This window comes from Pseudomonas sp. ADAK2 TE3594 (genome assembly GCF_053628675.1).
In genome coordinates, this window is record NZ_JBRJGV010000001.1 from 2,236,679 (window position 1) to 2,259,299 (window position 22,621).

A 22,621-nucleotide genomic window follows, 5' to 3' on the forward strand; every position below is an offset into this window, starting at 1 on the left:
TCTGTAACGTGCTGCGCTGCTGTCGCATAGTTGCACCCCAAGAGCGAACCGCAGAGTTCGATACACCGCAGTTCCTGTGGGAGCGGGCTTGCCCGCGATTGCGGAGTGTCAGTCAAAGTCCATATTGACTGTGCCGCCGTCATCGCGGGCAAGCCCGCTCCCACAGGTTCTGTGCAAAATTCCTGATGAGGCAGCCACATGTATCAATACGATGACTATGACCGGGCCCTGGTGTTCGAGCGTGTTGCGCAGTTTCGCGATCAGGTCGAACGCTTCATGGCAGGCGAGTTGAGCGAAGAAGAGTTCCTGCCCCTGCGCCTGCAGAACGGCCTGTACATGCAAAAGCATGCCTACATGCTGCGCGTGGCGATTCCTTACGGCACGCTGAGCGCGAAGCAAATGCGCATTCTGGCGAGCATTGCGCGGGACTACGATCGTGGCTACGGCCACTTCACCACCCGGCAGAACATGCAGTTCAACTGGATCGAACTGCCCCAGGTGCCGGACATTCTCGAACGTCTGGCCCAAGTCGAAATGCATGCGATCCAGACCTCCGGCAACTGCGTGCGCAACATCACCACCGAAGCCTTCGCCGGCGTCGCGGCGGACGAGTTGATGGACCCGCGCCCGCTGGCAGAGATCCTGCGGCAATGGTCGACCATCAACCCGGAATTCCTGTTCCTGCCGCGCAAGTTCAAGATCGCCATCTGCTCGGCCAGGCAGGACCGCGCGGCGATCATGATGCATGACATCGGCCTTTATCTTTATCGTGATGACAGCGAGCAAATGCTGTTGCGGGTGATCGTGGGTGGCGGCTTGGGGCGCACGCCGATCCTCGGTTTGCAGATTCGCGAAGGCTTGCCGTGGCAGCACCTGCTGTCCTACGTCGAGGCGGTGCTGCGGGTCTATAACCGCCACGGGCGGCGCGATAACAAGTACAAGGCGCGGATCAAGATTCTGGTCAAGGCGCTGGGTATCGAAGCGTTCGCCAAGGAAGTGGAGGAGGAATGGCAGCACCTCAAGGACGGTCCGGCACAGTTGACCGATGTCGAGTACGAGCGTGTCGCCAGTGCCTTTGTGCCCCCCGATTACCGTTCACTGGCCGGCACCGACCTGGATTTCGGCACGCGTCTGGCCGAGAACCCGGCATTCGCCCGTTGGGTGACGCGCAATGTTCAGCCGCACAAGGTGCCGGGTTACGCCAGCGTGGTGCTGTCGACCAAACCGGGCATCGCCGCGCCACCGGGGGATGTCACGGCCGAGCAGATGGAGGCAGTGGCCCAGTGGTCCGAACAGTTCGGCTTTGGCGAAATCCGCATCGCCCATGAACAGAACATCGTCCTGCCAGATGTGCCCAAGACCGACCTTTACCCACTGTGGTGCCTGGCCTGCGAGCAAGGCCTGGGATGCGCCAACATCGGCTTGCTGACCGACATCATTGCTTGTCCTGGCGGCGACTTTTGCGCGTTGGCCAACGCCAAATCCATCCCCATCGCACAAGCGATTCAGGCGCGATTCGAGGACCTGGATTACCTGCACGACCTGGGCGATATCAGCCTGAACATCTCCGGTTGCATGAACGCCTGCGGCCACCACCACATCGGCAACATCGGCATTCTTGGCGTCGATAAGAACGGCAGCGAGTGGTACCAGATCACCCTGGGCGGCGCTCAGGGCAAAAATAGCGCGTTGGGCAAAGTCATCGGTCCGTCCTTCAGCGCCGCCGAAGTGCCCGATGTCGTTGAACGCATCATTGCCACGTTCGTTCGCTACCGGGAGAGCGAGGAACTGTTCGTCGATACCTTGGCGCGCATTGGTCTGGAGCCGTTCAAGGAGCGGGTGTACCCGAAAATGCTGGAGGTGTCGGCATGAACAATCTGCTGCGTTTGCAAGATGGCGGCGCCGAGTGGGTGCGCGACGACCCGTGGCAGTTGATCCGTGAAACAACAAATGAGTTACCGGCCGGACCGCTGATACTGCCGTTACCCCAGTGGCTGGCCCTCAACGCCAATACCACGACAGCGCTCGAAGGCGTCTGGCTGGGGCCCAACGATGAAGTGACAAACCTGACCCCGTGGTTTCCCGACCTGCCGCTGATTGCCCTGGACTTTCCGAGTTTTCGCGACGGACGCGCCTACAGCCAGGCCTATCTGTTGCGTACGCGTTTCGGTTGGCAAGGCGAATTGCGCGCGATTGGTGATGTACTGCGCGATCAACTCAGCCACATGCGTCAATGCGGTTTCGACAGCTTTGCCGTGCGCGAAGACAAATCCGCCGAAGATGCGCTGAAGGGATTGGCAGGGATGAGCGTGTTGTACGGGCGCTCGGTGATCGAGCCGCGGCCGTTGTTCCGGCGGCGCGGCCCACAGAACCCGTAGGAGCGAGGCTTGCCCGCGAAGAACGATGACGCGTAATACCTGAAAAACCGCGGTGCATTCTTCGCGGGCAAGCCTCGCTCCTACGGGGATCTCTCTTGTCTGGGTATTTTTGCTTGGGTCAATGATGGCATTTTGATAGAGTCCGCGCCTCATAAGGGAGTCAGCAAAGAAAGGAGTCTGGTTTGAGCGCGGGCAAGAAGATTTTAGGGCTGATAGCGTTGTTGCTGATGGCAGCCCTGTGGGGCAGTTACTTTTATGTGTTCAAAGAGAACCGTAACGGCCAGCTCGGGGAGACGTTCAGCAGCTACGCCTGGTGTGGCACGCCGCCGGCCAGCGATGCCACCGGCTCGGATAAAGACCGACTGTCGCTGTACATCACTAACAACGTTCACGGCGAGTTCATGCTCTCGGGCGCGGTGGTCGTCTCCGAGCGAACCTTTGATCGCTATGACCTTGGCCGTAATGAACTGCGGCTGCGCATGGAGCCCATGCAGTGGTCCTACGGCATTGCGCCGATTCTCATGGATCAGGTCAAGATCAAACCCCTGAGCCGCAACCTGTCTTCGACCAACAAAAGTGCCTATGCGGAACTTGAGTCCAGACCCATCGGGGTCCAGGGGCGGTCGACGGACTTTCCGTTCGACACCTATCGCTACGGCTATAAACCGGTGCTGTATTACCTCAAGGGCAACGAGCGCATAGACCTGCGCTTCAAGAACGTCACCACCAGCATGGCGATGTCGAACACCTTCACGCCGATTCAGAAGTACAACCGCGTGGAATACATCAACGAGAAAAACTCGTTGATTCGCGAGGAAGACTACAAGCCCTACGGCGCCAATGAATGCGCGTTCAGCGTCGAGCGCAAGGGCTCGTTCAAGGTGATTGTGCTGCTGTTGCTGCTGGTGATGTGCCTGCCACTGCTGCACGTGTTTTATCGCGATGAGCCGGGCATCGATTTTCTCGCGACGCTGGTGAGTATTGGTGCGATCCGGGTGTTTCTGGTGGGGCCGTTGAATGACTTCCAGCTGTACAGCATCGACTTCCTGTTCGCCGCGGTGATTATCCTGGTGGGCACGGTGTCGCTGATCAAGGCGATGCGGGCCAATAGTCGGCGGGAATTGGCGGCGAAAAGCGGATCTTCGTGGTGATCGGCCAGGTTTTTCCAGATGAGGTTTTGTGTTGTTTGAGCTGATGTCTTCGCGGGCAAGCCTCGCTCCTACGGGGGGCGTCACATGGCATGCCTACCCTTGTAGGAGCGAGGCTTGCCCGCGAAGAGGCCCTTGAATATTGCCGCGATCACCTCAGCAATAGATGAATATTGTGCTTTTTGATAACAAAGTGCCGGGCATTGGCTATACCTGTAATTCCCGTATTCAATATTCTTGCCCGGCCTTCTGACAGGAGTTACAGCATGAAGCTTGCGTTACTGATGAGCACACTGTGCATCGCCTCGATCGGGGTGGTGGGCTGCTCGAGCAAAGTTGTCGAGCCGGACCAGTATTCCGGTTTTCTCAAGAACTACAGTCAGCTCAAAGAAGCCAAGTCACCCTCGGGCGCCGTGGTGATGCGCTGGATGGACCCCAAGCTCGATATCAACAAGTTCACCAGTGTCTACATCGAGCCGACTCAGCTCTATCCCAAACCGCAGCCGACGGTGAAAATCCCTCAGGCCACGCTGAACGGCATCACCAGCTACTACGATCAGGCGCTTAAACGCGAAATAGGCAAATCCCTGCCACTGGCCAGCGGTCCCGGCCCCGGCGTGATGGTGGTGCGTGCGGCGATCACCTCTGTTACCAGCAAGACCGAAAGCCTCCAGCCTTATGAAGTGATCCCGATCGCCCTGGTAGCGGCGGCAGTCAGTACAGCCAGCGGCATTCGCGACCAGGAAACCAATCTGGCCACCGAAGCGGTGTTTCTCGATGGTGGCAACAACAAAGTCGTGGCCCAAGTGGTGCGCAAGGGCATTGGCAAGCCGCTGGAAAGCTCAGATCAGGTGATGAAGGCCGGTGACGTGAAAAACGTGATCGATGGCTGGGCGTCGGATATGCATCAGTCGTATCTGAAGCTCAAGTCCAAGTCCAAGTAATGCGGCGGGGCTGAGGGCCTATATCGCGAGCAGGCTCGCTCCCACACTGGATCTGCTGTGTGCACACTATTTGTGAACACCAGAGATCAAAATGTGGGAGCGGGCTTGCTCGCGAAAAGCGATGTCCCGCTAAACTCCCCGCAAACCCGATACCCGCGTAGGTGTATCAGGTGCGCTTCAGTGCTTCTTCGCCTGCGCACGCACTCGTTCTTCCTGCTCGCGCAGCTGCGGGGTGAACTCGGCACCGAAGTCTTCTGCCTCGTACACCTGGCGAATCTCGATCTCGGCCTCTGTACCCGGCATGGGATTGGGGCAGCGCTTGACCCACTCGATCGCTTCCTCTTTCGATTTCACCTGCCACAGCCAGTAGCCGGCGATCAGCTCCTTGGTTGCGGCGAACGGGCCGTCGATCACCGTGCGCTGGTCACCCGAGAAGCGCACGCGGGCGCCTTTGCTGCTGGGCTGCAGGCCATCGCAGTCGATGAGGATGCCGGCCTTGGCCAGTTCCTCGTTGAAATTGCCCATCGCGGTCATCAGTTCTTCGCTGGGCATCACACCGGCCTCGGAGTCCGGGCTGGCTTTCACAATGATCATGAATCGCATGGTCTTGTCTCCGCTGGATTTGAGTGACTCACTTCTTGGTCGAATGGCAGTCGCCTGAATCGACACCACCTCTAAAAAAAGACCGCAAAAGGGGCGGATTTGTTACTTGTGCAAGTGCCCCATTCCCTCAAATAGCACCTTGATTTAAATCCACACCGATAACTATGTACCGCACCCGACTGCGGCTCCATCGACATGCTGTGCCCTACAGACAAGGAGTGACTGTATGACACAACAAACACATTACGATGGAACGTCAGGAAGTGTTGTCATCAGGTCCGGACCACCCGCTTCGAGTGGTGGCTCTGGCGGCGGTTTTGGTGGCGGCGGAGGGGTTTCAGGCGGATTTGGTAAAACCAGCAAAAAAAGGCAAAAGGCCCGCAGGCGGGCCATAGAAGCTGATCGTCAGAAGAAGGAAAAAGAGCGCGCGCAGGCCGAGGCCAAAGCGCAAACCGAGGCGGCTCAAGCACAGGCAGCCGCAGCGCAAGCTCAGGCTCTTCACCAGTTTCTGGCGGGGCTGGCGCAGCGTCATGACGCTATCAGGGGTGAGGTGGACCGTCGTTTTGCCGACAGGGCCGGGCAACTCGCGCCATCTCTTGAACAAGAAATCTCGGCTGCACGACGGCCGCCCAACAGCGATTCGAGCGAACGCTGGCAGCTTTACCTGATCACCAAAGAAAAAAACGAAATCGATGGGCTCATCGCCCGCAAAACCACCGAGCTTAATGCCAGGAGCGCAGTCGCCCGTTCATTTGATGGTCATGATCCATTCACCCGCACTTCGAACGATTACCTGACGCGACTGGGGCAGTTCGGCCAGGCACTCAACGACGGCCACCAGATCTGGGAAAACGCCTACAACGCGGCCCACGAAGCTCGACTGCTATCCACACAGATAAGCGCACTCACAGACAAATCCAGCGCGCTGGCCAGACGTCATGCCGAGCAGACGATTGTCTGGCGCGAAAGGGAAGCGGTCTGGGAGGCCCAACGCCAGTACGCCAAGCAGCGTGAAGCTCGAGTTCGCTTCAAGCAGCAGGCTGATGAAGATGCACGGGTTGAGCGGGTCAGGCAGGCCAACACGCTGACAGTCCCGCTGTCTTCGCTGACCGCTGGTGGGATGGCTTTGACGCGCGATGGCATATTCGTTGCGCAGCAAGGCGCTGCAGTGCTTGAAATGGCTATCCAGTCTGCCGTCAATACCCTCATCGATTTCGGGCGGATTGCCGCAAAAACGGGACCGGTGTTCGTCACCGCGATGGTGTACTCGCCAGCCCTTGGTGATGGTGAGTTGAGCGCTGAGCAACGTCGGCGTTTGTTTCAGGCTGTCGGGGTGCCGGCGCAAGCGCTGGGCCTTACTGACCGCCAAGCGTTGCAATCGATCGCCGATGCGGGCTGTTCAGCGGAGGTCGCATACCGACTCAAACCTGAAACCGTGCCGGAAGGCACCGCGATTATCGCTGTCGCTACGGGCGATGCCATTGGTGCTGATGTGCCGGTCATCAATGCGGTGCCTGACCCGCTGACCGGCCTCTATAGCGTCGAGATTCCCGGATCGCCAGCCAGGCACCTGCAATTCGCCCCGGACACCACTCAGGTTGCCACTGCCAGTCAGCCCGGGCTGAGCGTGTTGACACCCCAGATCGAGGCCATTGGGACGGGTGTCGATCTGCGTATCAGCGATTGCATTGTGTGCGTGCGTGATCAGCCGCCGATTTACTTCACCTTCAATTTGCCACCGATAGGCTCGGGCGTCGTCACAGGGGTCGGTAAACCGGCGGCGAATGACTGGTGGAAAACCGCGAGCCAGGCACAAGGTGCTGCCATTCCCGTGCAGATAGGCGACCAGTTTCGTGGTCGTGAATTCAATTCGCTTGCCGCCTTCGACGAAGCGCTGTGGCGAACGCTCGGCGAGCATCCGGCGCTCATCGCTCAGTTCGATGAGGTGAACAAAAAGCGCATCGAACAAGGCTTCGCGCCGTACGCGCCGAAAAGTACCTGGGTCGGTGAGCGACGCTAGTTCGAACTGCGCTATCAGGAGCGGGCGGAGTTCGGCGCCAATCCTTTCAACCTCGACAAAATCAGCATCACCACGCCGCAAAGCATCCAGGGACGGCTGGGGATCACTCCTGCGGTCTTGCCCTGGCCGATTCGTCCGGTCGGCGTCGGAACCTGGACACCCCTGGTGCCGCCGGGTATCGAACACCTCGGTCCTACAACCTCACCGGCTACACCGTCGATTCCAGCGGTTTATCCCGGCACACCGCTCATCCCGGTCCTACCGCAAAACGAGACGTTTCCGGCTGTTGACGAAGGGCAGATCGGTGCCAGTATTCCTGGGTATCCGGCGGATATGGAGTTGCCTTCGCCGGATGTCCTGTTTCTGGATCGGCGTGATGATCCGGGTGTGGCGATCGGGGTTGGGGAGCAGGTATCAGGTGTATGGCTAGGCGATGCTTCACGAACGGACGGTGCGCCGATTCCTTCGCAGATCGCAGACCAGTTAAGAGGGAAGGAGTTTGCTAACTTTCATCGGTTCAGAGAGGCGTTTTGGAGGACTGTTGCGGCTGACATAAGCTTAAGCACTCAGTTCAAAGCCACAAACTTAAGGTTTATGCGCAAGGGCAGCGCACCTTTCCCTATCACAAATGATCAGTACCGAGGTCGAGTAAAGTTTGAACTCCATCACCGATTAGAAATTGCACAAGGTGGAGGGGTGTATGACATGGAGAATATTGTGGTGATGACGCCCAGACGACATGTTCTTTTACACAAAGGAGGCAATCAATTATGAAACACACCTCGCGCCTCGAAGATTACACAGAGTCTGAATTTCTTGATTTCCTTAGAGAGTTTTTTGATGGAGGAGAGGACTTGGCAGCGGACGACTTTGATAAATATATGATTGAACGCGTTCAGCATTTTGAAATGATTACCGAACACCCCGACCGCTCTGACGTCATCTTCTACCCCAAAGAAGGCCAAGAGGACAGTCCAGAGGGCATCCTGAAAGAAGTCAAAGAATGGCGCGCACTCAATAACAAACCCGGCTTCAAGCCAGAGTAACTGCACGCATCCAATTCAAAGGCATCTGCTCATCACACATGAGCAGATGCTGTTATCTGGCAGCCGTTGTGTGCCCGAAACAAGGAAGCAACAAAGATGGAACTTAAAACAACACTCAAGGATTACACCGAATCGGAATTCCAGGCCTTGGTGAACAGAATCTGGGCCGTCGATCTGCCGAAACAGGACCACGACCGACTGATCAATCATTTCGACCGCATCGTCGGTGATCCCAAAGGGGCCGACCTGCTGTTTTATCCGCCAGAGGATGATACGAATACTTATTCATCGGACTCGGTCGTGTACTACGTCAAAGACTGGCACCACAAACAGGGGCGTGCCGCATTAAAAGGGGAGGGCGTTCCTGTTCCTCGTCCTGTTGCTGCAAGACCGGGAGCACCGTTGACCCCGGCGCAGATGACACAGCAACGTATCGCCTGGAACCTGGCTGACGTACAGAAAGTCGCTGTAGATCTGGCGGACTCAGAACGGGTGGCAGAAGCGGCACTCAGTGTATTCGAGCAACAGATCAAACACTTGCGTCAGCGACAGAACGCCCAGGTGGACATCCGTGGGCGCGAGGCGGACATCCGTGCTCTGGAAACTTCTGAATTTGAAACGCGCGTGGCAGCCCGCCGATACGAATTCTGGAAAATGAGCATCGGGTTCAAAAGAGACAGCGCCCGGCGCGAGCTATCCTACGCCCGGTCCGAACTCGCGCAGTGGCAAAGTATCGCCCAGCAGATCAATGCCACTCACGACCGTTATCTGGCGAAGTTGAATGAGATCAATCAACATCTCCATCGTTTTCAAGTGGATGCCGAAGCGCTGCTGGCGGTCGCGCAAACACAACTCGTTGATCAGCGTTATCAGCAGGGAGCAGGGCCGACCCAGGCGGGCGAGTTGCTTTTTGCGCCGCTTGCCTTTGCCAATGCGCGACCGGGTATTTTCCTCGATGGCGGCCTTTCGCAACCGTTGGAGACCCATCGGGTTGCGCTGCAAAAAGCCATACGCTCGGCGGTGGCGGAGTTTACCTGGCAGATCACCTCGGGAGCCCAGGACCATCAAGGTCAATACGCCGCCGTGCTGCAATTCGAATTCACCAGCCGGGCTGAAGTGGGGAGGTACGGGCTCAGCGTTCCTCTGCTCGAGTTGCTGCCGATCGAGGGCAAGGATTGGCAAGACTTGGCCGTGACGGGTGCCGAAGTCGATCTTCCGTTCAGGATGAGCAGCGGCACGTACGCCGTTCCACCAGGGACAATGTCCCGAGGCCTGAGAGAAATACACACGTTGCTTCAGGTGGCTATTACGCCGACTAATGGCAATGTATTGTCCTCCCGGGTGAGGGTGCGAGCTGCTGTCTGGGATGCGCAGATGAAGACTTACTGCTTCACCGCTGACGGACCGGCCCCGATGATCGTGAGCTGGAGCGCGCCAGCATCCCTTGAAGCCACATCGACCCTGGCGCCGGCCCCCGAGTATCGGCTGGGATTCCTCCGGTCTTCACCTGTGCCCTTGCTGGATTCTTTCAACGACATGGCTGCGATTCGTTTCGATGACTATGTTGTGGTGTTCCCGCCGGAATCTGGCCTGGACCCGCTTTACATCATGTTCAGAGGCCGGAACGAATACCCCGAAATGACCATTGCTCAAGCAAAGTCCTAGCACTGCCGCTTTCAGCCACCCCGCCAAATAAAGGAATGTTACGGTCTATGCCTGTACTGGAACTCACCACCCTGGTCCCCAATCGTACCCCCGAGCAAGTCCTCGATTTCTGCCTGGAAGGCATCAACTTCCCGAAGATATTTCCAGAGCGAGTCACGCTGTTGAGCGATATTGATTTGAGTAACCTGCGCATCGAAGCCGGTCGCCAGTTCCGTTTCCGTCACTGGATGTTCAACGTGATCCCGTCGAGCTGGACGGTGGTGATCCGCGAGGTCGGTGATACGCATTTCATCGATGAAATGCTCAAGGGACCATTGCGTGCCTTTCGTCATGAACACCGTGTGGCGGCGGACAAGGGCGGTACGCTGTACACCGACCGTGTGACCTATGCGGCGATTGGCGGCGCACCGTTGGAATGGCTGCTGGTCAATACCTACATGCGGCGGATTTTCCAGGCGCGGCACCGCAATATGTTGCGTTTTCTGGGCTGACATCTATCTGTAGGAGCGAGGCTTGCCCGCGAAGGCGGTGTGTCAGGCAACATTGATGCAACTGACAGTCCCTCTTCGCGGGCAAGCCTCGCTCCTACAGAGGGTTGTGTTGTTTGTGAGGTTCGGCAACACAATTTGCTTTGTATTTGGGCATAGGTCGTCAGGCGATTTCGTGGTTAACTTCGGCCTCGTCAAAATTCTCTACATCAACGTTCAGAAGGACTCCGTTCATGGCTCAAGTCACTCTTAAAGGCAACCCGGTTCAAGTCAACGGCCAATTGCCACAAGCCGGCTCCCAGGCGCCAGCCTTTTCCCTGGTTGCCGGCAATCTGTCGGACGTGACCCTGGCGAGCTTCGCCGGCAAGCGCAAAGTGCTGAACATCTTCCCAAGCATCGACACCCCGACCTGCGCCACTTCGGTTCGCAAGTTCAACGCCCAGGCCAATGACGTCGCCAACACCGTCGTGCTGTGCATCTCCGCTGACCTGCCGTTCGCCCAAGCTCGTTTCTGCGGCGCCGAAGGCCTGGAAAACGTGCAAAACCTGTCGACCCTGCGCGGTGCCGAGTTCATCGAGAACTACGGCGTGGCGATTGCCGATGGCCCACTCAAAGGCCTGACTGCCCGTGCCGTCGTGGTTCTGGACGAAAACGACAAGGTTCTGCACAGCGAACTGGTCAAGGAAATCGCTGAAGAACCGAACTACGAAGCGGCTCTCGCAGCTCTGAAATAAGCATACCTTTACAATTGTTAACGGCCTGGCCCTGTCCAGGCCGTTTTCATTTGTGCTTCAGTGTCTTAACCAAACTTCCTGTTACGTAAGCCGAAGGTAAATTGCCGGTAAAGGCGCTTTGCTTCAGACCCGCCAGTGCTTATCGTTCAGCCTCATGTAAAAAAGCCCACGCGCCCAATGGTTGATCACTCAATGCAATCCTCCGCTTCCCGTAGTCCCCGTCGCTGGCTGTTTGGCCTGCTTGTCCTGTTGGTCATCGCTGGCGTGTGCTGGAAGTTCTGGCCCGCAGGCAGCAGCCCGAAGGAGGGCGCAGGGCAAAAAGCCGTGGCCGGGCACACCGGCAGGTCAGGGGGGATGCGTCCGGGGTTCGGCGGGGCAACCGGGCCGGTCCCGGTGCGCGTGGCGCCGGCGGTCAAGGGCGATTTCCCGCTGTATTACAAGGCGCTGGGTACGGTCACGGCGCTGAACACCATCAATGTGCGCAGCCGCGTGGGCGGCGAACTGATCAGGATTTCGTTCGAAGAAGGGCAGATGGTCAAGGCGGGCGACCTGCTGGCCGAGATCGATCCGCGTCCTTACCAGAACGCCTTGCTCCAGGCCGAAGGCACCTTGCTGCAGAATCAGGCGCAGTTGAAGAACGCTCAGGTCGATGTCGAGCGCTATCGCGGCCTGTACCGCGAAGACAGTATCGCCAAGCAAACCCTGGATACCGCCGAAGCACTGGTCGGCCAGTACCAGGGCACGGTCAAGACCAATCAGGCGGCGGTCAACGACGCCAAGCTCAATCTGGAATTCACCAAAATTCGCGCGCCGATCGCCGGGCGTGTGGGCTTGCGTCAATTGGACGTCGGTAACCTTGTTGCCGCCAATGACACCACGGCACTGGCGATCATCACCCAGACTCAACCGATCAGCGTTGCCTTCACTCTGCCGGAAAACAGCCTCGACGTCGTGCTGGCCCGCTATCGCACCGGCGCCAAACTGCCCGCCGAAGCCTGGGACCGTGGCGATACCAAATTGCAGGCCACTGGGGTGTTGCAGAGTCTGGACAACCAGATCGACGTCACCACCGGCACCCTGAAATTCAAGGCCCGCTACGAGAACCGCGATCAAGCACTGTTCCCCAACCAGTTCGTCAATGTCCACTTGCTGGCCGACACCCTCAAGGGCGTGGTGCTTGCGCCCTCGGCGGCGATCCAGTTCGGTACCAACGGCACGTTCGTCTATGCCATGGACGGCGACAAGAAGGTCACCATCCGCCAGTTGAAAGTCGGCGCCAGTGACGGTGACAACACGGTGATCACCGAAGGCCTGGCCGCTGGCGATCGGGTGGTACTGGAAGGCACCGACCGCCTGAAGGAAGGCAGCGAAGTGGAGGTCGTCAACGACAGCAAGGATGTACCGACCACCCCGACCGAACACCTGCAAGGCAAGTCGGCCGCCACTGCGCCTGACGCGACGGCCACCGACAAGGTGAAAAAGGGCGGCGCATGAACATCTCGCGGCTGTTCATCCTTCGCCCGGTCGCCACGACCCTGAGCATGCTGGCCATTATCCTGGCCGGCGTGATCGCCTATCGGCTGCTGCCGGTGTCGGCATTGCCCCAGGTCGACTACCCGACCATTCGCGTCATGACGCTCTATCCCGGCGCCAGCCCGGATGTCATGACCAGCGCCGTGACCGCGCCGCTGGAGCGTCAGTTCGGGCAGATGCCCGGCCTGACCCAGATGGCGTCCACCAGTTCTGGCGGCGCCTCGGTGCTGACGTTGCGTTTCAGCCTCGACATCAACATGGACGTTGCCGAGCAGCAAGTGCAGGCCGCGATCAACGCCGCGACCAATTTGCTGCCCAAGGATTTGCCGGCACCGCCGGTGTACAACAAGGTCAACCCGGCGGATACCCCGGTGTTGACCCTCGCCATCACCTCAAAAACCATGCTGTTGCCCAAACTCAATGATCTGGTCGACACCCGCATGGCGCAGAAAATTGCCCAGATCAGCGGCGTCGGCATGGTCAGCATTGCCGGTGGCCAGCGTCAGGCCGTGCGGATCAAGGTCAATCCCGAGGCCTTGGCGGCCAATGGCCTGAACCTGTCGGACGTGCGCACCCTGATCGGCGCCTCCAACGTCAATCAGCCCAAGGGCAACTTCGATGGCCCGACCCGGGTGTCGATGCTCGACGCCAACGACCAACTGACGTCACCCAAGGACTACGCCAACCTGATCCTCGCCTACAGCAACGGCGCGCCGTTGCGGCTCAAGGACGTGGCACAGATCGTCGACGGCGCCGAGAACGAACGTCTGGCGGCGTGGGCCAATGAAAACCAGGCCGTGCTGCTGAACATCCAGCGCCAGCCCGGTGCCAACGTCATCGAAGTGGTCGACCGGATCAAGGCCTTGCTGCCGAGTATCACCGACAACCTGCCGGCCGGCCTCGAAGTCACCGTGCTCACCGACCGTACCCAGACCATTCGCGCCTCGGTCACCGACGTGCAACACGAATTGCTGATCGCCATTGCACTGGTGGTGATGGTCACGTTCCTGTTCCTGCGGCGGGCCAGCGCCACGATCATTCCGTCGGTGGCCGTGCCGCTGTCATTGATCGGCACCTTCGGCGTGATGTACCTCGCAGGCTTTTCGATCAATAACCTGACCTTGATGGCGCTGACCATCGCCACCGGTTTTGTGGTGGACGATGCGATCGTCATGCTGGAGAACATTTCCCGATTTATCGAGGAGGGCGACAGCCCGCTGCAAGCGGCGCTCAAGGGCGCCAAGCAGATTGGTTTCACCCTGATTTCCCTGACCCTGTCACTGATTGCGGTACTGATTCCGCTGCTGTTCATGGCGGACGTGGTGGGGCGCTTGTTCCGTGAGTTCGCGATCACCCTGGCGGTGGCGATCCTGATTTCACTTGTCGTCTCCCTGACCCTGACGCCAATGATGTGCGCGCGGCTGCTCAAGCGTGAGCCCAAGGAAGCAGAACAGGGCCGGTTCTACCGCTCCAGTGGTGCCGCAATTGATTGGATGATCGCGGCTTACGGGCGCAAGTTAAAGTGGGTTCTCAAGCACCAACCGCTGACCTTGATGGTAGCTATCGGCACACTGGCGTTGACCGTGTTTCTGTACATGGTGGTGCCCAAGGGCTTCTTCCCGGTGCAGGACACCGGGGTGATCCAGGGTATTTCCGAGGCGCCGCAGTCGATTTCCTTTGCGGCGATGAGCGAGCGGCAGCAGGAACTGGCCAAGGTGATCCTGGCCGATCCGGCCATCGAGAGCCTGTCGTCCTACATCGGGGTCGATGGCGACAACTCGACGCTGAACAGTGGCCGGCTGCTGATCAACCTCAAGTCCCACAGCAATCGCGACCTGAGCGCCACCGAAGTGATTGCGCGTCTGCAACCGGAACTGGACAAGCTGATCGGCATTCGCCTGTTCATGCAGCCGGTGCAGGACCTGACCATCGAAGACCGGGTCAGTCGCACGCAGTACCAGTTCAGCATGTCGTCGCCGGATTCCGAACTGCTCAGCCTGTGGAGTGGGCGTCTGGTGGAAGCGCTGGCGCAACGGCCGGAGCTGACTGATGTTGCCAGCGACTTGCAGGACAAGGGCTTGCAGGTGTATCTGGTGATCGACCGTGATGCGGCATCGCGGGTCGGCGTATCGGTGTCGAACATCACCGACGCGCTGTACGACGCCTTCGGTCAGCGGCAGATTTCCACCATTTACACCCAGGCCAGCCAATACCGCGTGGTGCTGCAATCGCAGTCCGGCGAGAAGATCGGCCCGGATGCGCTGAACCAGATTCACGTCAAGACCACCGATGGCGGTCAGGTGCGCCTGTCCAGCCTGGCGCATGTCGAGGAGCGTCAGGCGCAACTGGCGATCACCCACATCGGCCAGTTTCCGGCGGTGATGATGTCCTTCAACCTGGCGCCCGGCGTGGCGTTGGGGCATGCGGTGCAGATCATCGATCAGGTGCAGAAAGACATCGGCATGCCGATTGGCGTGCAGACCCAGTTCCAGGGCGCGGCCGAAGCGTTCCAGGCGTCGCTGTCGAGCACCTTGCTGCTGATTCTGGCGGCGGTGGTGACCATGTACATCGTGCTCGGCGTGCTCTACGAGAGTTACATTCACCCGATCACCATTCTCTCCACCTTGCCCTCGGCGGCGGTCGGCGCCTTGCTGGCGCTGCTGTTGAGCGGCAATGACCTGGGGATGATCGCGATCATCGGCATCATTTTGCTGATCGGCATCGTGAAAAAGAACGCGATCATGATGATCGACTTCGCGCTCGAGGCGGAACGTAACCAAGGCATGGACCCGGAAACGGCGATCTATCAGGCGGCGCTACTGCGCTTTCGGCCGATTCTGATGACCACCCTGGCGGCGTTGTTCGGTGCCGTGCCATTGATGCTGGCCACCGGTTCCGGCGCGGAACTGCGCCAGCCTTTGGGTCTGGTGATGGTGGGTGGCTTGCTGGTGAGTCAGGTGCTGACGCTGTTTACCACCCCGGTGATCTACCTGTACTTCGATCGGCTGGGACGCCGTTTCGGCAAGTCCGACGCCCAAGAGGTGGCGCTATGACGGCGTCGGGCGGCAAGCTCACAGGTGCATTGGCTCCCACAGGGGTGGATGTCGGGAGCTGGCGTCGATGAACCTGTCCGGACCTTTCATCAAACGCCCGGTCGCAACGATGTTGTTAAGCCTGGCGATCATGCTGCTGGGCGGTGTGAGCTTCGGCCTGTTGCCGGTTTCGCCGCTGCCGCAGATGGACTTCCCGGTGATCGTGGTCCAGGCCAGCTTGCCCGGTGCGAGCCCGGAGGTCATGGCCTCGACCGTGGCCACGCCGCTTGAGCGTTCCTTCGGCGCTATCGCCGGGGTGAACACCATGAGCAGCCGTTCCAGCCAGGGTTCGACCCGAGTGATTCTGCAGTTCGACCTGGACCGTGACATCAACGGCGCGGCGCGGGAAGTGCAGGCGGCGATCAACGCCTCGCGCAACCTGCTGCCGAGCGGGATGCGCAGCATGCCGACCTACAAGAAGGTCAACCCGTCCCAGGCACCGATCATGGTGCTGTCGCTGACCTCGGATGTGCTGGAAAAAGGCCAGCTCTACGATTTGGCCTCGACCATTCTGTCGCAGAGCCTGTCCCAGGTGCAGGGCGTGGGTGAAGTGCAGATCGGTGGCAGCTCGTTGCCGGCGGTGCGCATCGAACTCGAACCCCAGGCGCTCAACCAGTACGGCGTGGCCCTGGACGATGTACGCACCACCATCGCCAACGCCAACGTGCGCCGGCCCAAGGGCTCGGTCGAAGATGGCCAGCGGCTGTGGCAGGTGCAGGCCAATGATCAACTGGAAAAGGCCAAGGATTACGAGTCGCTGATCATTCACTACGCGGACGGCGCCGCCCTGCGCCTGAAGGATGTGGCCAAGGTCAGCGATGGCGTCGAGGACCGCTACAACAGCGGGTTCTTCAACGACGACGCGGCGGTATTGCTGGTGATCAACCGCCAGGCCGGCGCCAACATCATCGAGACGGTCAACGAGATCAAGGCGCAATTGCCGGCGTTGCAGGCCGTGCTGCCGGCCAGCGTCAAACTGAACCTGGCGATGGACCGTTCGCCGGTGATCAAGGCCACCCTGCATGAAGCGGAAATGACCCTGCTGATCGCCGTGGCGCTGGTGATTCTGGTGGTGTTCCTGTTTCTCGGTAACTTCCGTGCCTCGCTGATTCCGACCCTGGCGGTGCCGGTGTCGCTGGTGGGCACGTTTGCGGTGATGTACCTCTACGGGTTCTCCCTGAATAACCTGTCGCTGATGGCGCTGATCCTGGCCACCGGGCTGGTGGTGGACGATGCCATCGTGGTGCTGGAGAACATTTCCCGGCACATCGACAAGGGCGTGCCGCCGATGAAGGCCGCGTACCTCGGGGCCCAGGAAGTCGGTTTCACGCTGCTGTCGATGAACGTCTCGCTGGTGGCGGTGTTCCTGTCGATCCTGTTCATGGGCGGGATCATCGAAAGCCTGTTCCGCGAGTTTTCCATCACCCTCGCGGCGGCCATTGTGGTGTCGTTGCTGGTGTCGCTAACGCTGACGCCGATGCTCTGCGCCCGCTGGCTCAAGCCGCATACGCCGGGGCAGGAAAACCGCCTGCAGCGCTGGAGCCAGCGGACCAACGAGTGGATGGTCGGCAAATATGCCACCAGCCTCGATTGGGTGTTGCGTCACCGTCGACTGACCCTGCTCAGCCTGCTCGTGACGATTGGCGTGAATATCGCGCTGTATGTCGTTGTTCCTAAAACGTTTTTACCTCAGCAAGACACCGGCCAGTTGATCGGTTTCGTGCGCGGCGATGACGGGCTGTCGTTCAGCGTGATGCAGCCGAAGATGGAAATCTTCCGCCGCGCCGTGCTCAAGGATGAGGCGGTGGAGAGCGTCGCCGGGTTCATCGGTGGCAACAACGGCACTAACAACGCCTTCATGCTGGTACGGCTGAAGCCGATCAAGGAACGCAACCTGTCCGCACAGAAAGTCATCGAACGCCTGCGCAAGGAAATGCCCAAGGTGCCCGGTGCACAATTGATGCTGATGGCGGATCAGGACCTGCAATTTGGCGGCGGTCGCGAGCAGACCACTTCGCAGTACTCCTACATTCTGCAAAGCGGCGATCTCGGCGCGTTGCGTGAGTGGTATCCGAAAGTCGTCGCCGCCCTCAAGGCGCTGCCGGAACTGACGGCGATCGACGCACGCGAAGGCCGTGGCGCCCAGCAAGTGACCCTGATTGTCGACCGCGATCAGGCCAAGCGTCTGGGCGTGGACATGGACATGGTCACGGCAGTGCTGAACAACGCCTACAGCCAGCGGCAGATTTCGACGATCTACGACAGCCTCAACCAGTATCAGGTGGTGATGGAGGTCAATCCGAAATACGCGCAAGACCCGATCACCCTGAATCAGGTGAAAGTGATCACTGCCGACGGTGCGCGGATTCCGCTGTCCACCATTGCCCATTACGAAAACAGCCTGGAAGACGACCGGGTCAGCCACGAAGGCCAGTTCGCTTCGGAAAGCATCGCTTTCGACATGGCCGAAGGCGTGACGGTGGAGCAGGGCTCGGCGGCCATCGAGCGGGCGATTGCCAAGGTCGGTTTGCCGGAAGACGTCATCGCGAAAATGGCCGGTACCGCCGATGCGTTTGCCGCGACCCAGAAGAGCCAGCCGTGGATGATTCTCGGTGCACTGGTGGCGGTGTATCTGGTGCTCGGCGTGCTGTATGAAAGCTACATCCACCCGCTGACCATTCTCTCGACCTTGCCGTCGGCCGGGGTCGGGGCGTTGCTGTCGATCTATGTGCTGGGCGGCGAATTCAGCCTGATCTCCTTGCTCGGGTTGTTCTTGCTGATTGGCGTGGTGAAGAAAAACGCCATTTTGATGATCGACCTGGCGCTGCAACTGGAACGGCACCAGGGCCTGGAGCCGCTGGAGTCGATCCGCAGCGCCTGTCTGCAACGGCTGCGACCGATTCTGATGACCACCCTGGCGGCAATCCTCGGCGCCTTGCCGTTGCTGCTAAGCCGTGCCGAAGGGGCGGAAATGCGTCAGCCGCTGGGCCTGACCATCATTGGCGGGCTGGTCTTCAGCCAGGTGCTGACGCTTTACACCACCCCGGTGGTTTACCTCTATCTCGACAAACTGCGCCATCGCTTCAACCACTGGCGTGGGGTGCGTACCGATGCTGCTCTGGAAACTCCGCTATGACTGACCGTTCGCTTATCAACCTGGCTGCACCGCTGATCACGGCGCTGTTCAAGGCGCAGCGCTCGCGCTTGCTGAGCCTGTCGCTGTGCGTGGCGATGCTCAGCGCCTGCGCCATCGGCCCGGATTACCAGCGCCCGCAAGCCGCCGCGCCGGCACAGTACAAGGAAGCGGCTGGCTGGCGTCAGGCCAACCCCAGCGACTCTCTGGCGCGTGGTGCCTGGTGGGAGCTGTATGGCGATCAGCAGCTCAACGGCCTGATCGAAAAACTCAACAGCGCCAACCAGACCGTCGCCCAGTCCGAAGCCCAGTACCGCCAGGCCCAGGCCTTGGTGCGCAGTGCCCGGGGTGCGTTTTTCCCGACGGTGGACCTGACGGTCGGGAAAACCCGTTCCAGCCAAGGCACCGGTAGCAGCAGCTCAAGCCTGAGCAGTTCCTCCAGCGGTATTCGCGACACTTACACCGCGCAGGCCGGGGTCAGCTGGGAAGCAGACGTCTGGGGCAAATTGCGCCGAGGCCTGGAAGCCGACACCGCCAACGCCGAGGCGAGTTTTGCCGATCTGGCGGCGATGCGCCTGAGCCAGCAATCGGAGCTGGTGCAGAACTATCTGCAATTGCGGGTGATCGACGAACAGAAACGCCTGCTGGAAGCGACGGTCGAGGCCTATCAGCGTTCGCTGACCATGACCGAAAACCAGTACCGCGCGGGCGTCTCCGGCAAGGACGCAGTGGCCCAGGCCACCACTCAGCTCAAAAGCACTCAGGCGGAGATGGTCGACCTGATCTGGCAGCGTGCGCAGTTCGAGAACGCCATTGCTGTACTGATTGGTCTGCCGCCAGCCGAGTTCAGCCTGGCTGAAACCCAAGACATCCCGGCATTGCCGCAGGTGCCGTTGAGCCTGCCTTCGCAGTTGCTGGAACGCCGCCCGGACATCGCCTCCGCCGAGCGCTCGGTGATGGCCGCCAACGCCAACATCGGCGTGGCCAAAGCCGCCTACTACCCAGACCTGACCCTGAGCCTGAACGGCGGTTATAGCAGCAGCACCTCTAGCAACTGGATCAGCGTGCCGAACCGCTTCTGGTCGGTCGGCCCGCAACTGGCCATGACCCTGTTCGACGGTGGGCAGCGCTCGGCGGAAGTCGATCGCAGTGAAGCGGCCTATGACGAGACCGTCGCCAAGTACCGCCAGACCGTGCTCGACGGCTTTCGTGAAGTGGAAAACTATCTGGTGCAGCTCAAGGTGTTGGAAGACGAGGCCAAGGTGCGTCAGGAAGCCCTGGAGGCGGCGCGCGAATCCCTTCGCTTGACCCGGAATCAGTACAAGGCCGGGCTGATTGCCTATCTGGATGTGGTGGTGGTTCAAGCCACGGCGTTGAGCAACGAACGCAACGTACTGAGCTTGCTGCAGAGCCGCTTGATCGCCAGCGTGCAGTTGATCGCCGCGCTGGGCGGCGGATGGGACGGGCAACTTCAGGTGAGCGACAAGCAATAGCACCAGTCAATAAATCCGAGCGAAGAAGATCCTGTAGGAGCGAGGCTTGCCCGCGAAGAATGCGCCGAGGTTTTTCAGGTATTACGCGTCATCGTTCTTCGCGGGCAAGCCTCGCTCCTACAGGCCATGTGCCTTGAGTTACCGCCATCTTGATGGCCTTTTGATGACTTTGTGAGTGCGTTCGTCCGCGGAATCAGTACAATCGCCGACTTTGCTCCCCGTGAACGAAGACGGCACGGCGGGGGCGGTCTCGAGAAGTCCCATGCTCATCGGTAGTTATTCCTTTACGCTGGTTTTCATATCGCTCTGTGTGGCGATACTTGCCTCTTATACCGCGCTAGACCTCACCGGTCGCATCGCCACGGCCAAGGGCCGGGCAGTGCATCTGTGGATGGCGGGCGGCGCTTTTGCGATGGGGGTTGGCGTGTGGTCGATGCATTTCATCGGCATGCTCGCATTCACATTGCCGATCGATCTGGGCTACGACGTTACCCTCACATCGCTATCGCTGTTGATCGCGGTACTGTCTTGCGGCTTTGCCCTGTGGCTGGTCAGCCAGCCACAATTGCCGGCCTGGCAACTGGCGTTCGGCGCGCTGGTCATGGGCGCCGGCATCAGTGCGATGCATTACACCGGCATGGCCGCCATGCGTATGCAGCCGGGCATCGATTACGACCCCGCACTGTTTAGCGCCTCGCTGCTGATCGCCGTCGGCGCGTCAGGTGCAGCGTTATGGATCGCCTTCCACCTGCGCCAGCACACGCCGTATGTTCGCCTGTTCCGCGGCGGTGCTGCGGTGATCATGGGCATCGCCATCGTCGGCATGCACTACACCGGCATGGCCGCGGCACGCTTTGCCGACGGCAGTTTCTGTGGTGCGGCGATCGACGGCTTGAACGGCAAGGGCCTGGACAACCTGGTGCTGATCACCACCCTCGCGGTGTTGAGCATCGCCTTGCTGACGTCGATCCTCGATGCGCGGCTGGAGGCTCGCACCGCGGAGCTCGCCCAATCCCTGACCGAGGCCAATCGCGAACTCACCCAGCTGGCGCTGCACGACACCCTGACCGGGCTGCCGAACCGGGTGTTGCTGGCCGACCGTATCGATCAGGCGATGTCGAGGGTGCAGGAGCAGGGCGGCTGTTTTGCGTTGATGTTCATTGATCTGGATGGTTTCAAACCGGTCAACGATGCCTTCGGACACCACATGGGCGACCAGCTGCTGCGTGAGGTCGGCCTGCGCCTGCGTGAAGATTTGCGCAGCCAGGACACCCTGGCGCGGATCGGCGGCGATGAATTTGTGCTGCTGGTGCAACTTACCGAGCCGAACGACGTGCTGAGCCTGGCGGCCCGTCAGGTCGGGCTGATCGGGCGTTCGTTCCGGGTGGCGGAACATGAATTGCAGATTTCCGCCAGCGTCGGCATCGCGCTCTACCCCGGTAACGGTCAGACCGCCGAGGAATTGCTGATGAACGCTGACGCCGCGATGTACCACGCCAAGGGCGCCGGGAAAAATGGCCATCGTTTCTTCGATGCCTCGATGAACAGCAATGCGCGCAAACAGCTTCAGTTGCTGCAAGACCTGCGCAACGCCCTCGATCAGCAGCAGTTCAGTCTCTATTACCAGCCCAAGTTCGACGCCGGCCATGGCCGACCGGTGGGTGCCGAGGCGTTGCTGCGCTGGGAACACCCGACCCAGGGCATGCTTCAGCCGGACAGCTTCATCGATCTTGCGGAGAAGACCGGGCTGATCATTCCGATCGGCGAGTGGGTGCTCAACGAAGCCTGCCGTCAGATGCGCGAGTGGTACGTGCTCGGTTACACCGACTGGCGCATCGCGGTGAACCTCTCGGCCTTGCAGTTCTGCCACGCCGGGTTGGTCCAGAGTGTCGCCAAGGCTTTAGCCACTCATCATTTGCCGGCCAACAGCCTGACCCTGGAAATTACCGAAACCACCGCCATGAGCGACGCCGATGCGAGCATGACGGTGCTGCAGGAACTCTCGGATATGGGCGTCGACCTGTCCATTGATGACTTTGGCACCGGCTATTCGAGCTTGATGTACCTCAAGCGCCTGCCGGCCAATGAACTGAAGATCGACCGGGGATTCGTCCGCGATCTGGAACACGACAGCGACGATGCGGCCATCGTCTCGGCCATCGTCGCCCTTGGCCAGGCGCTTGGCTTGCGGATCGTGGCCGAAGGGGTGGAAACCGATGTCCAGCAAGACTTCCTGACCCAACTCGGATGCGACTCGTTGCAGGGTTATCTGCTGGGGCACCCGCTGCCGGCCGATCGCTTCATGGCCGATATTCACCGTGGGGAGCAATTGGTGGCGGGCTGA

Annotated in this window: 14 protein-coding genes and 1 pseudogene; 14 read left to right on the plus strand and 1 reads right to left on the minus strand. The window is 59.9% G+C overall.

Features of this window, described 5'->3' with window-relative positions:
- The first annotated feature begins 198 nt into the window (after window positions 1-198).
- The 4 genes from AB7M22_RS10255 to AB7M22_RS10270 all read left to right on the plus strand — a co-directional run bounded on the left by AB7M22_RS10255 (window position 199) and on the right by AB7M22_RS10270 (window position 4,470).
- On the plus strand, window positions 199-1,872 hold the full coding sequence (locus tag AB7M22_RS10255; RefSeq protein ID WP_454186176.1) for a nitrite/sulfite reductase: 1,674 nt from the start codon (window positions 199-201) through the stop codon (window positions 1,870-1,872).
- Window positions 1,869-2,378, plus strand: a complete 510-nt coding sequence (locus AB7M22_RS10260; protein WP_454186177.1) for a DUF934 domain-containing protein — start codon at window positions 1,869-1,871, stop codon at window positions 2,376-2,378. The genes AB7M22_RS10255 and AB7M22_RS10260 overlap by 4 nt, the downstream gene beginning before the upstream one ends.
- 182 nt (window positions 2,379-2,560) lie before the next feature.
- The gene (locus AB7M22_RS10265) at window positions 2,561-3,529 is read left to right on the plus strand and encodes a hypothetical protein (RefSeq protein WP_454186178.1); all 969 of its coding nucleotides are present in this window, start codon (window positions 2,561-2,563) and stop codon (window positions 3,527-3,529) included.
- Window positions 3,530-3,792: 263 nt separating this feature from the next.
- On the plus strand, window positions 3,793-4,470 hold the full coding sequence (locus AB7M22_RS10270; RefSeq protein WP_008010909.1) for a DUF3313 domain-containing protein: 678 nt from the start codon (window positions 3,793-3,795) through the stop codon (window positions 4,468-4,470).
- Window positions 4,471-4,647: 177 nt separating this feature from the next.
- Here the strand turns inward: AB7M22_RS10270 and AB7M22_RS10275 are convergent, their stop codons facing one another.
- Window positions 4,648-5,073, minus strand: coding sequence for a YciI family protein (locus AB7M22_RS10275; protein WP_201060324.1), 426 nt, complete (start codon window positions 5,071-5,073; stop codon window positions 4,648-4,650).
- Between the two features lie 226 nt (window positions 5,074-5,299).
- Here AB7M22_RS10275 and AB7M22_RS10280 point away from each other — a divergent pair.
- The 10 genes and pseudogenes from AB7M22_RS10280 (at window position 5,300) to AB7M22_RS10325 (ending at window position 22,621) form a co-directional block, all read left to right on the plus strand.
- A pseudogene (locus AB7M22_RS10280) lies at window positions 5,300-7,867 on the plus strand (S-type pyocin domain-containing protein).
- Window positions 7,864-8,139, plus strand: a complete 276-nt coding sequence (locus tag AB7M22_RS10285; protein WP_454186179.1) for a bacteriocin immunity protein — start codon at window positions 7,864-7,866, stop codon at window positions 8,137-8,139. The pseudogene AB7M22_RS10280 and the gene AB7M22_RS10285 overlap by 4 nt, the downstream one beginning before the upstream one ends.
- Before the next feature lie 96 nt (window positions 8,140-8,235).
- The gene (locus tag AB7M22_RS10290; protein WP_454186180.1) at window positions 8,236-9,804 is read left to right on the plus strand and encodes a bacteriocin immunity protein; all 1,569 of its coding nucleotides are present in this window, start codon (window positions 8,236-8,238) and stop codon (window positions 9,802-9,804) included.
- Window positions 9,805-9,851: 47 nt separating this feature from the next.
- Window positions 9,852-10,295, plus strand: coding sequence for an SRPBCC family protein (locus AB7M22_RS10295; protein WP_454186181.1), 444 nt, complete (start codon window positions 9,852-9,854; stop codon window positions 10,293-10,295).
- Window positions 10,296-10,525: 230 nt separating this feature from the next.
- A complete protein-coding gene (tpx, locus tag AB7M22_RS10300) occupies window positions 10,526-11,026 on the plus strand; it encodes a thiol peroxidase (RefSeq protein WP_007901300.1) in 501 nt (166 codons plus the stop codon).
- 177 nt (window positions 11,027-11,203) lie between these two features.
- Complete coding sequence (locus AB7M22_RS10305) at window positions 11,204-12,520, plus strand: MdtA/MuxA family multidrug efflux RND transporter periplasmic adaptor subunit (RefSeq protein ID WP_454186182.1); 1,317 nt, start codon at window positions 11,204-11,206, stop codon at window positions 12,518-12,520.
- Complete coding sequence (locus AB7M22_RS10310) at window positions 12,517-15,612, plus strand: MdtB/MuxB family multidrug efflux RND transporter permease subunit (protein ID WP_454186183.1); 3,096 nt, start codon at window positions 12,517-12,519, stop codon at window positions 15,610-15,612. The genes AB7M22_RS10305 and AB7M22_RS10310 overlap by 4 nt, the downstream gene beginning before the upstream one ends.
- A gap of 67 nt (window positions 15,613-15,679) precedes the next feature.
- Window positions 15,680-18,787 carry an efflux RND transporter permease subunit gene (locus AB7M22_RS10315; RefSeq protein WP_454186184.1) on the plus strand — a complete coding sequence of 1,036 codons (3,108 nt, stop codon included), beginning with the start codon at window positions 15,680-15,682 and terminating at the stop codon, window positions 18,785-18,787.
- Window positions 18,784-20,277, plus strand: a complete 1,494-nt coding sequence (locus tag AB7M22_RS10320; protein WP_454186185.1) for an efflux transporter outer membrane subunit — start codon at window positions 18,784-18,786, stop codon at window positions 20,275-20,277. The genes AB7M22_RS10315 and AB7M22_RS10320 overlap by 4 nt, the downstream gene beginning before the upstream one ends.
- Window positions 20,278-20,539: 262 nt before the next feature.
- On the plus strand, window positions 20,540-22,621 hold the full coding sequence (locus AB7M22_RS10325) for a putative bifunctional diguanylate cyclase/phosphodiesterase (RefSeq protein ID WP_454186186.1): 2,082 nt from the start codon (window positions 20,540-20,542) through the stop codon (window positions 22,619-22,621).

Coding starts and splice junctions, on each gene's coding strand:
- AB7M22_RS10290 (WP_454186180.1), top strand. CDS start 8,236: ATGGAACTTAAAACAACACTCAAGGATTACACCGAATCGGAATTCCAG.
- AB7M22_RS10275 (WP_201060324.1), bottom strand. CDS start 5,073: ATGCGATTCATGATCATTGTGAAAGCCAGCCCGGACTCCGAGGCCGGT.
- AB7M22_RS10310 (WP_454186183.1), top strand. CDS start 12,517: ATGAACATCTCGCGGCTGTTCATCCTTCGCCCGGTCGCCACGACCCTG.
- AB7M22_RS10315 (WP_454186184.1), top strand. CDS start 15,680: ATGAACCTGTCCGGACCTTTCATCAAACGCCCGGTCGCAACGATGTTG.
- AB7M22_RS10270 (WP_008010909.1), top strand. CDS start 3,793: ATGAAGCTTGCGTTACTGATGAGCACACTGTGCATCGCCTCGATCGGG.
- tpx (WP_007901300.1), top strand. CDS start 10,526: ATGGCTCAAGTCACTCTTAAAGGCAACCCGGTTCAAGTCAACGGCCAA.
- AB7M22_RS10325 (WP_454186186.1), top strand. CDS start 20,540: ATGCTCATCGGTAGTTATTCCTTTACGCTGGTTTTCATATCGCTCTGT.
- AB7M22_RS10260 (WP_454186177.1), top strand. CDS start 1,869: ATGAACAATCTGCTGCGTTTGCAAGATGGCGGCGCCGAGTGGGTGCGC.
- AB7M22_RS10320 (WP_454186185.1), top strand. CDS start 18,784: ATGACTGACCGTTCGCTTATCAACCTGGCTGCACCGCTGATCACGGCG.
- AB7M22_RS10255 (WP_454186176.1), top strand. CDS start 199: ATGTATCAATACGATGACTATGACCGGGCCCTGGTGTTCGAGCGTGTT.
- AB7M22_RS10295 (WP_454186181.1), top strand. CDS start 9,852: ATGCCTGTACTGGAACTCACCACCCTGGTCCCCAATCGTACCCCCGAG.
- AB7M22_RS10285 (WP_454186179.1), top strand. CDS start 7,864: ATGAAACACACCTCGCGCCTCGAAGATTACACAGAGTCTGAATTTCTT.
- AB7M22_RS10305 (WP_454186182.1), top strand. CDS start 11,204: ATGGTTGATCACTCAATGCAATCCTCCGCTTCCCGTAGTCCCCGTCGC.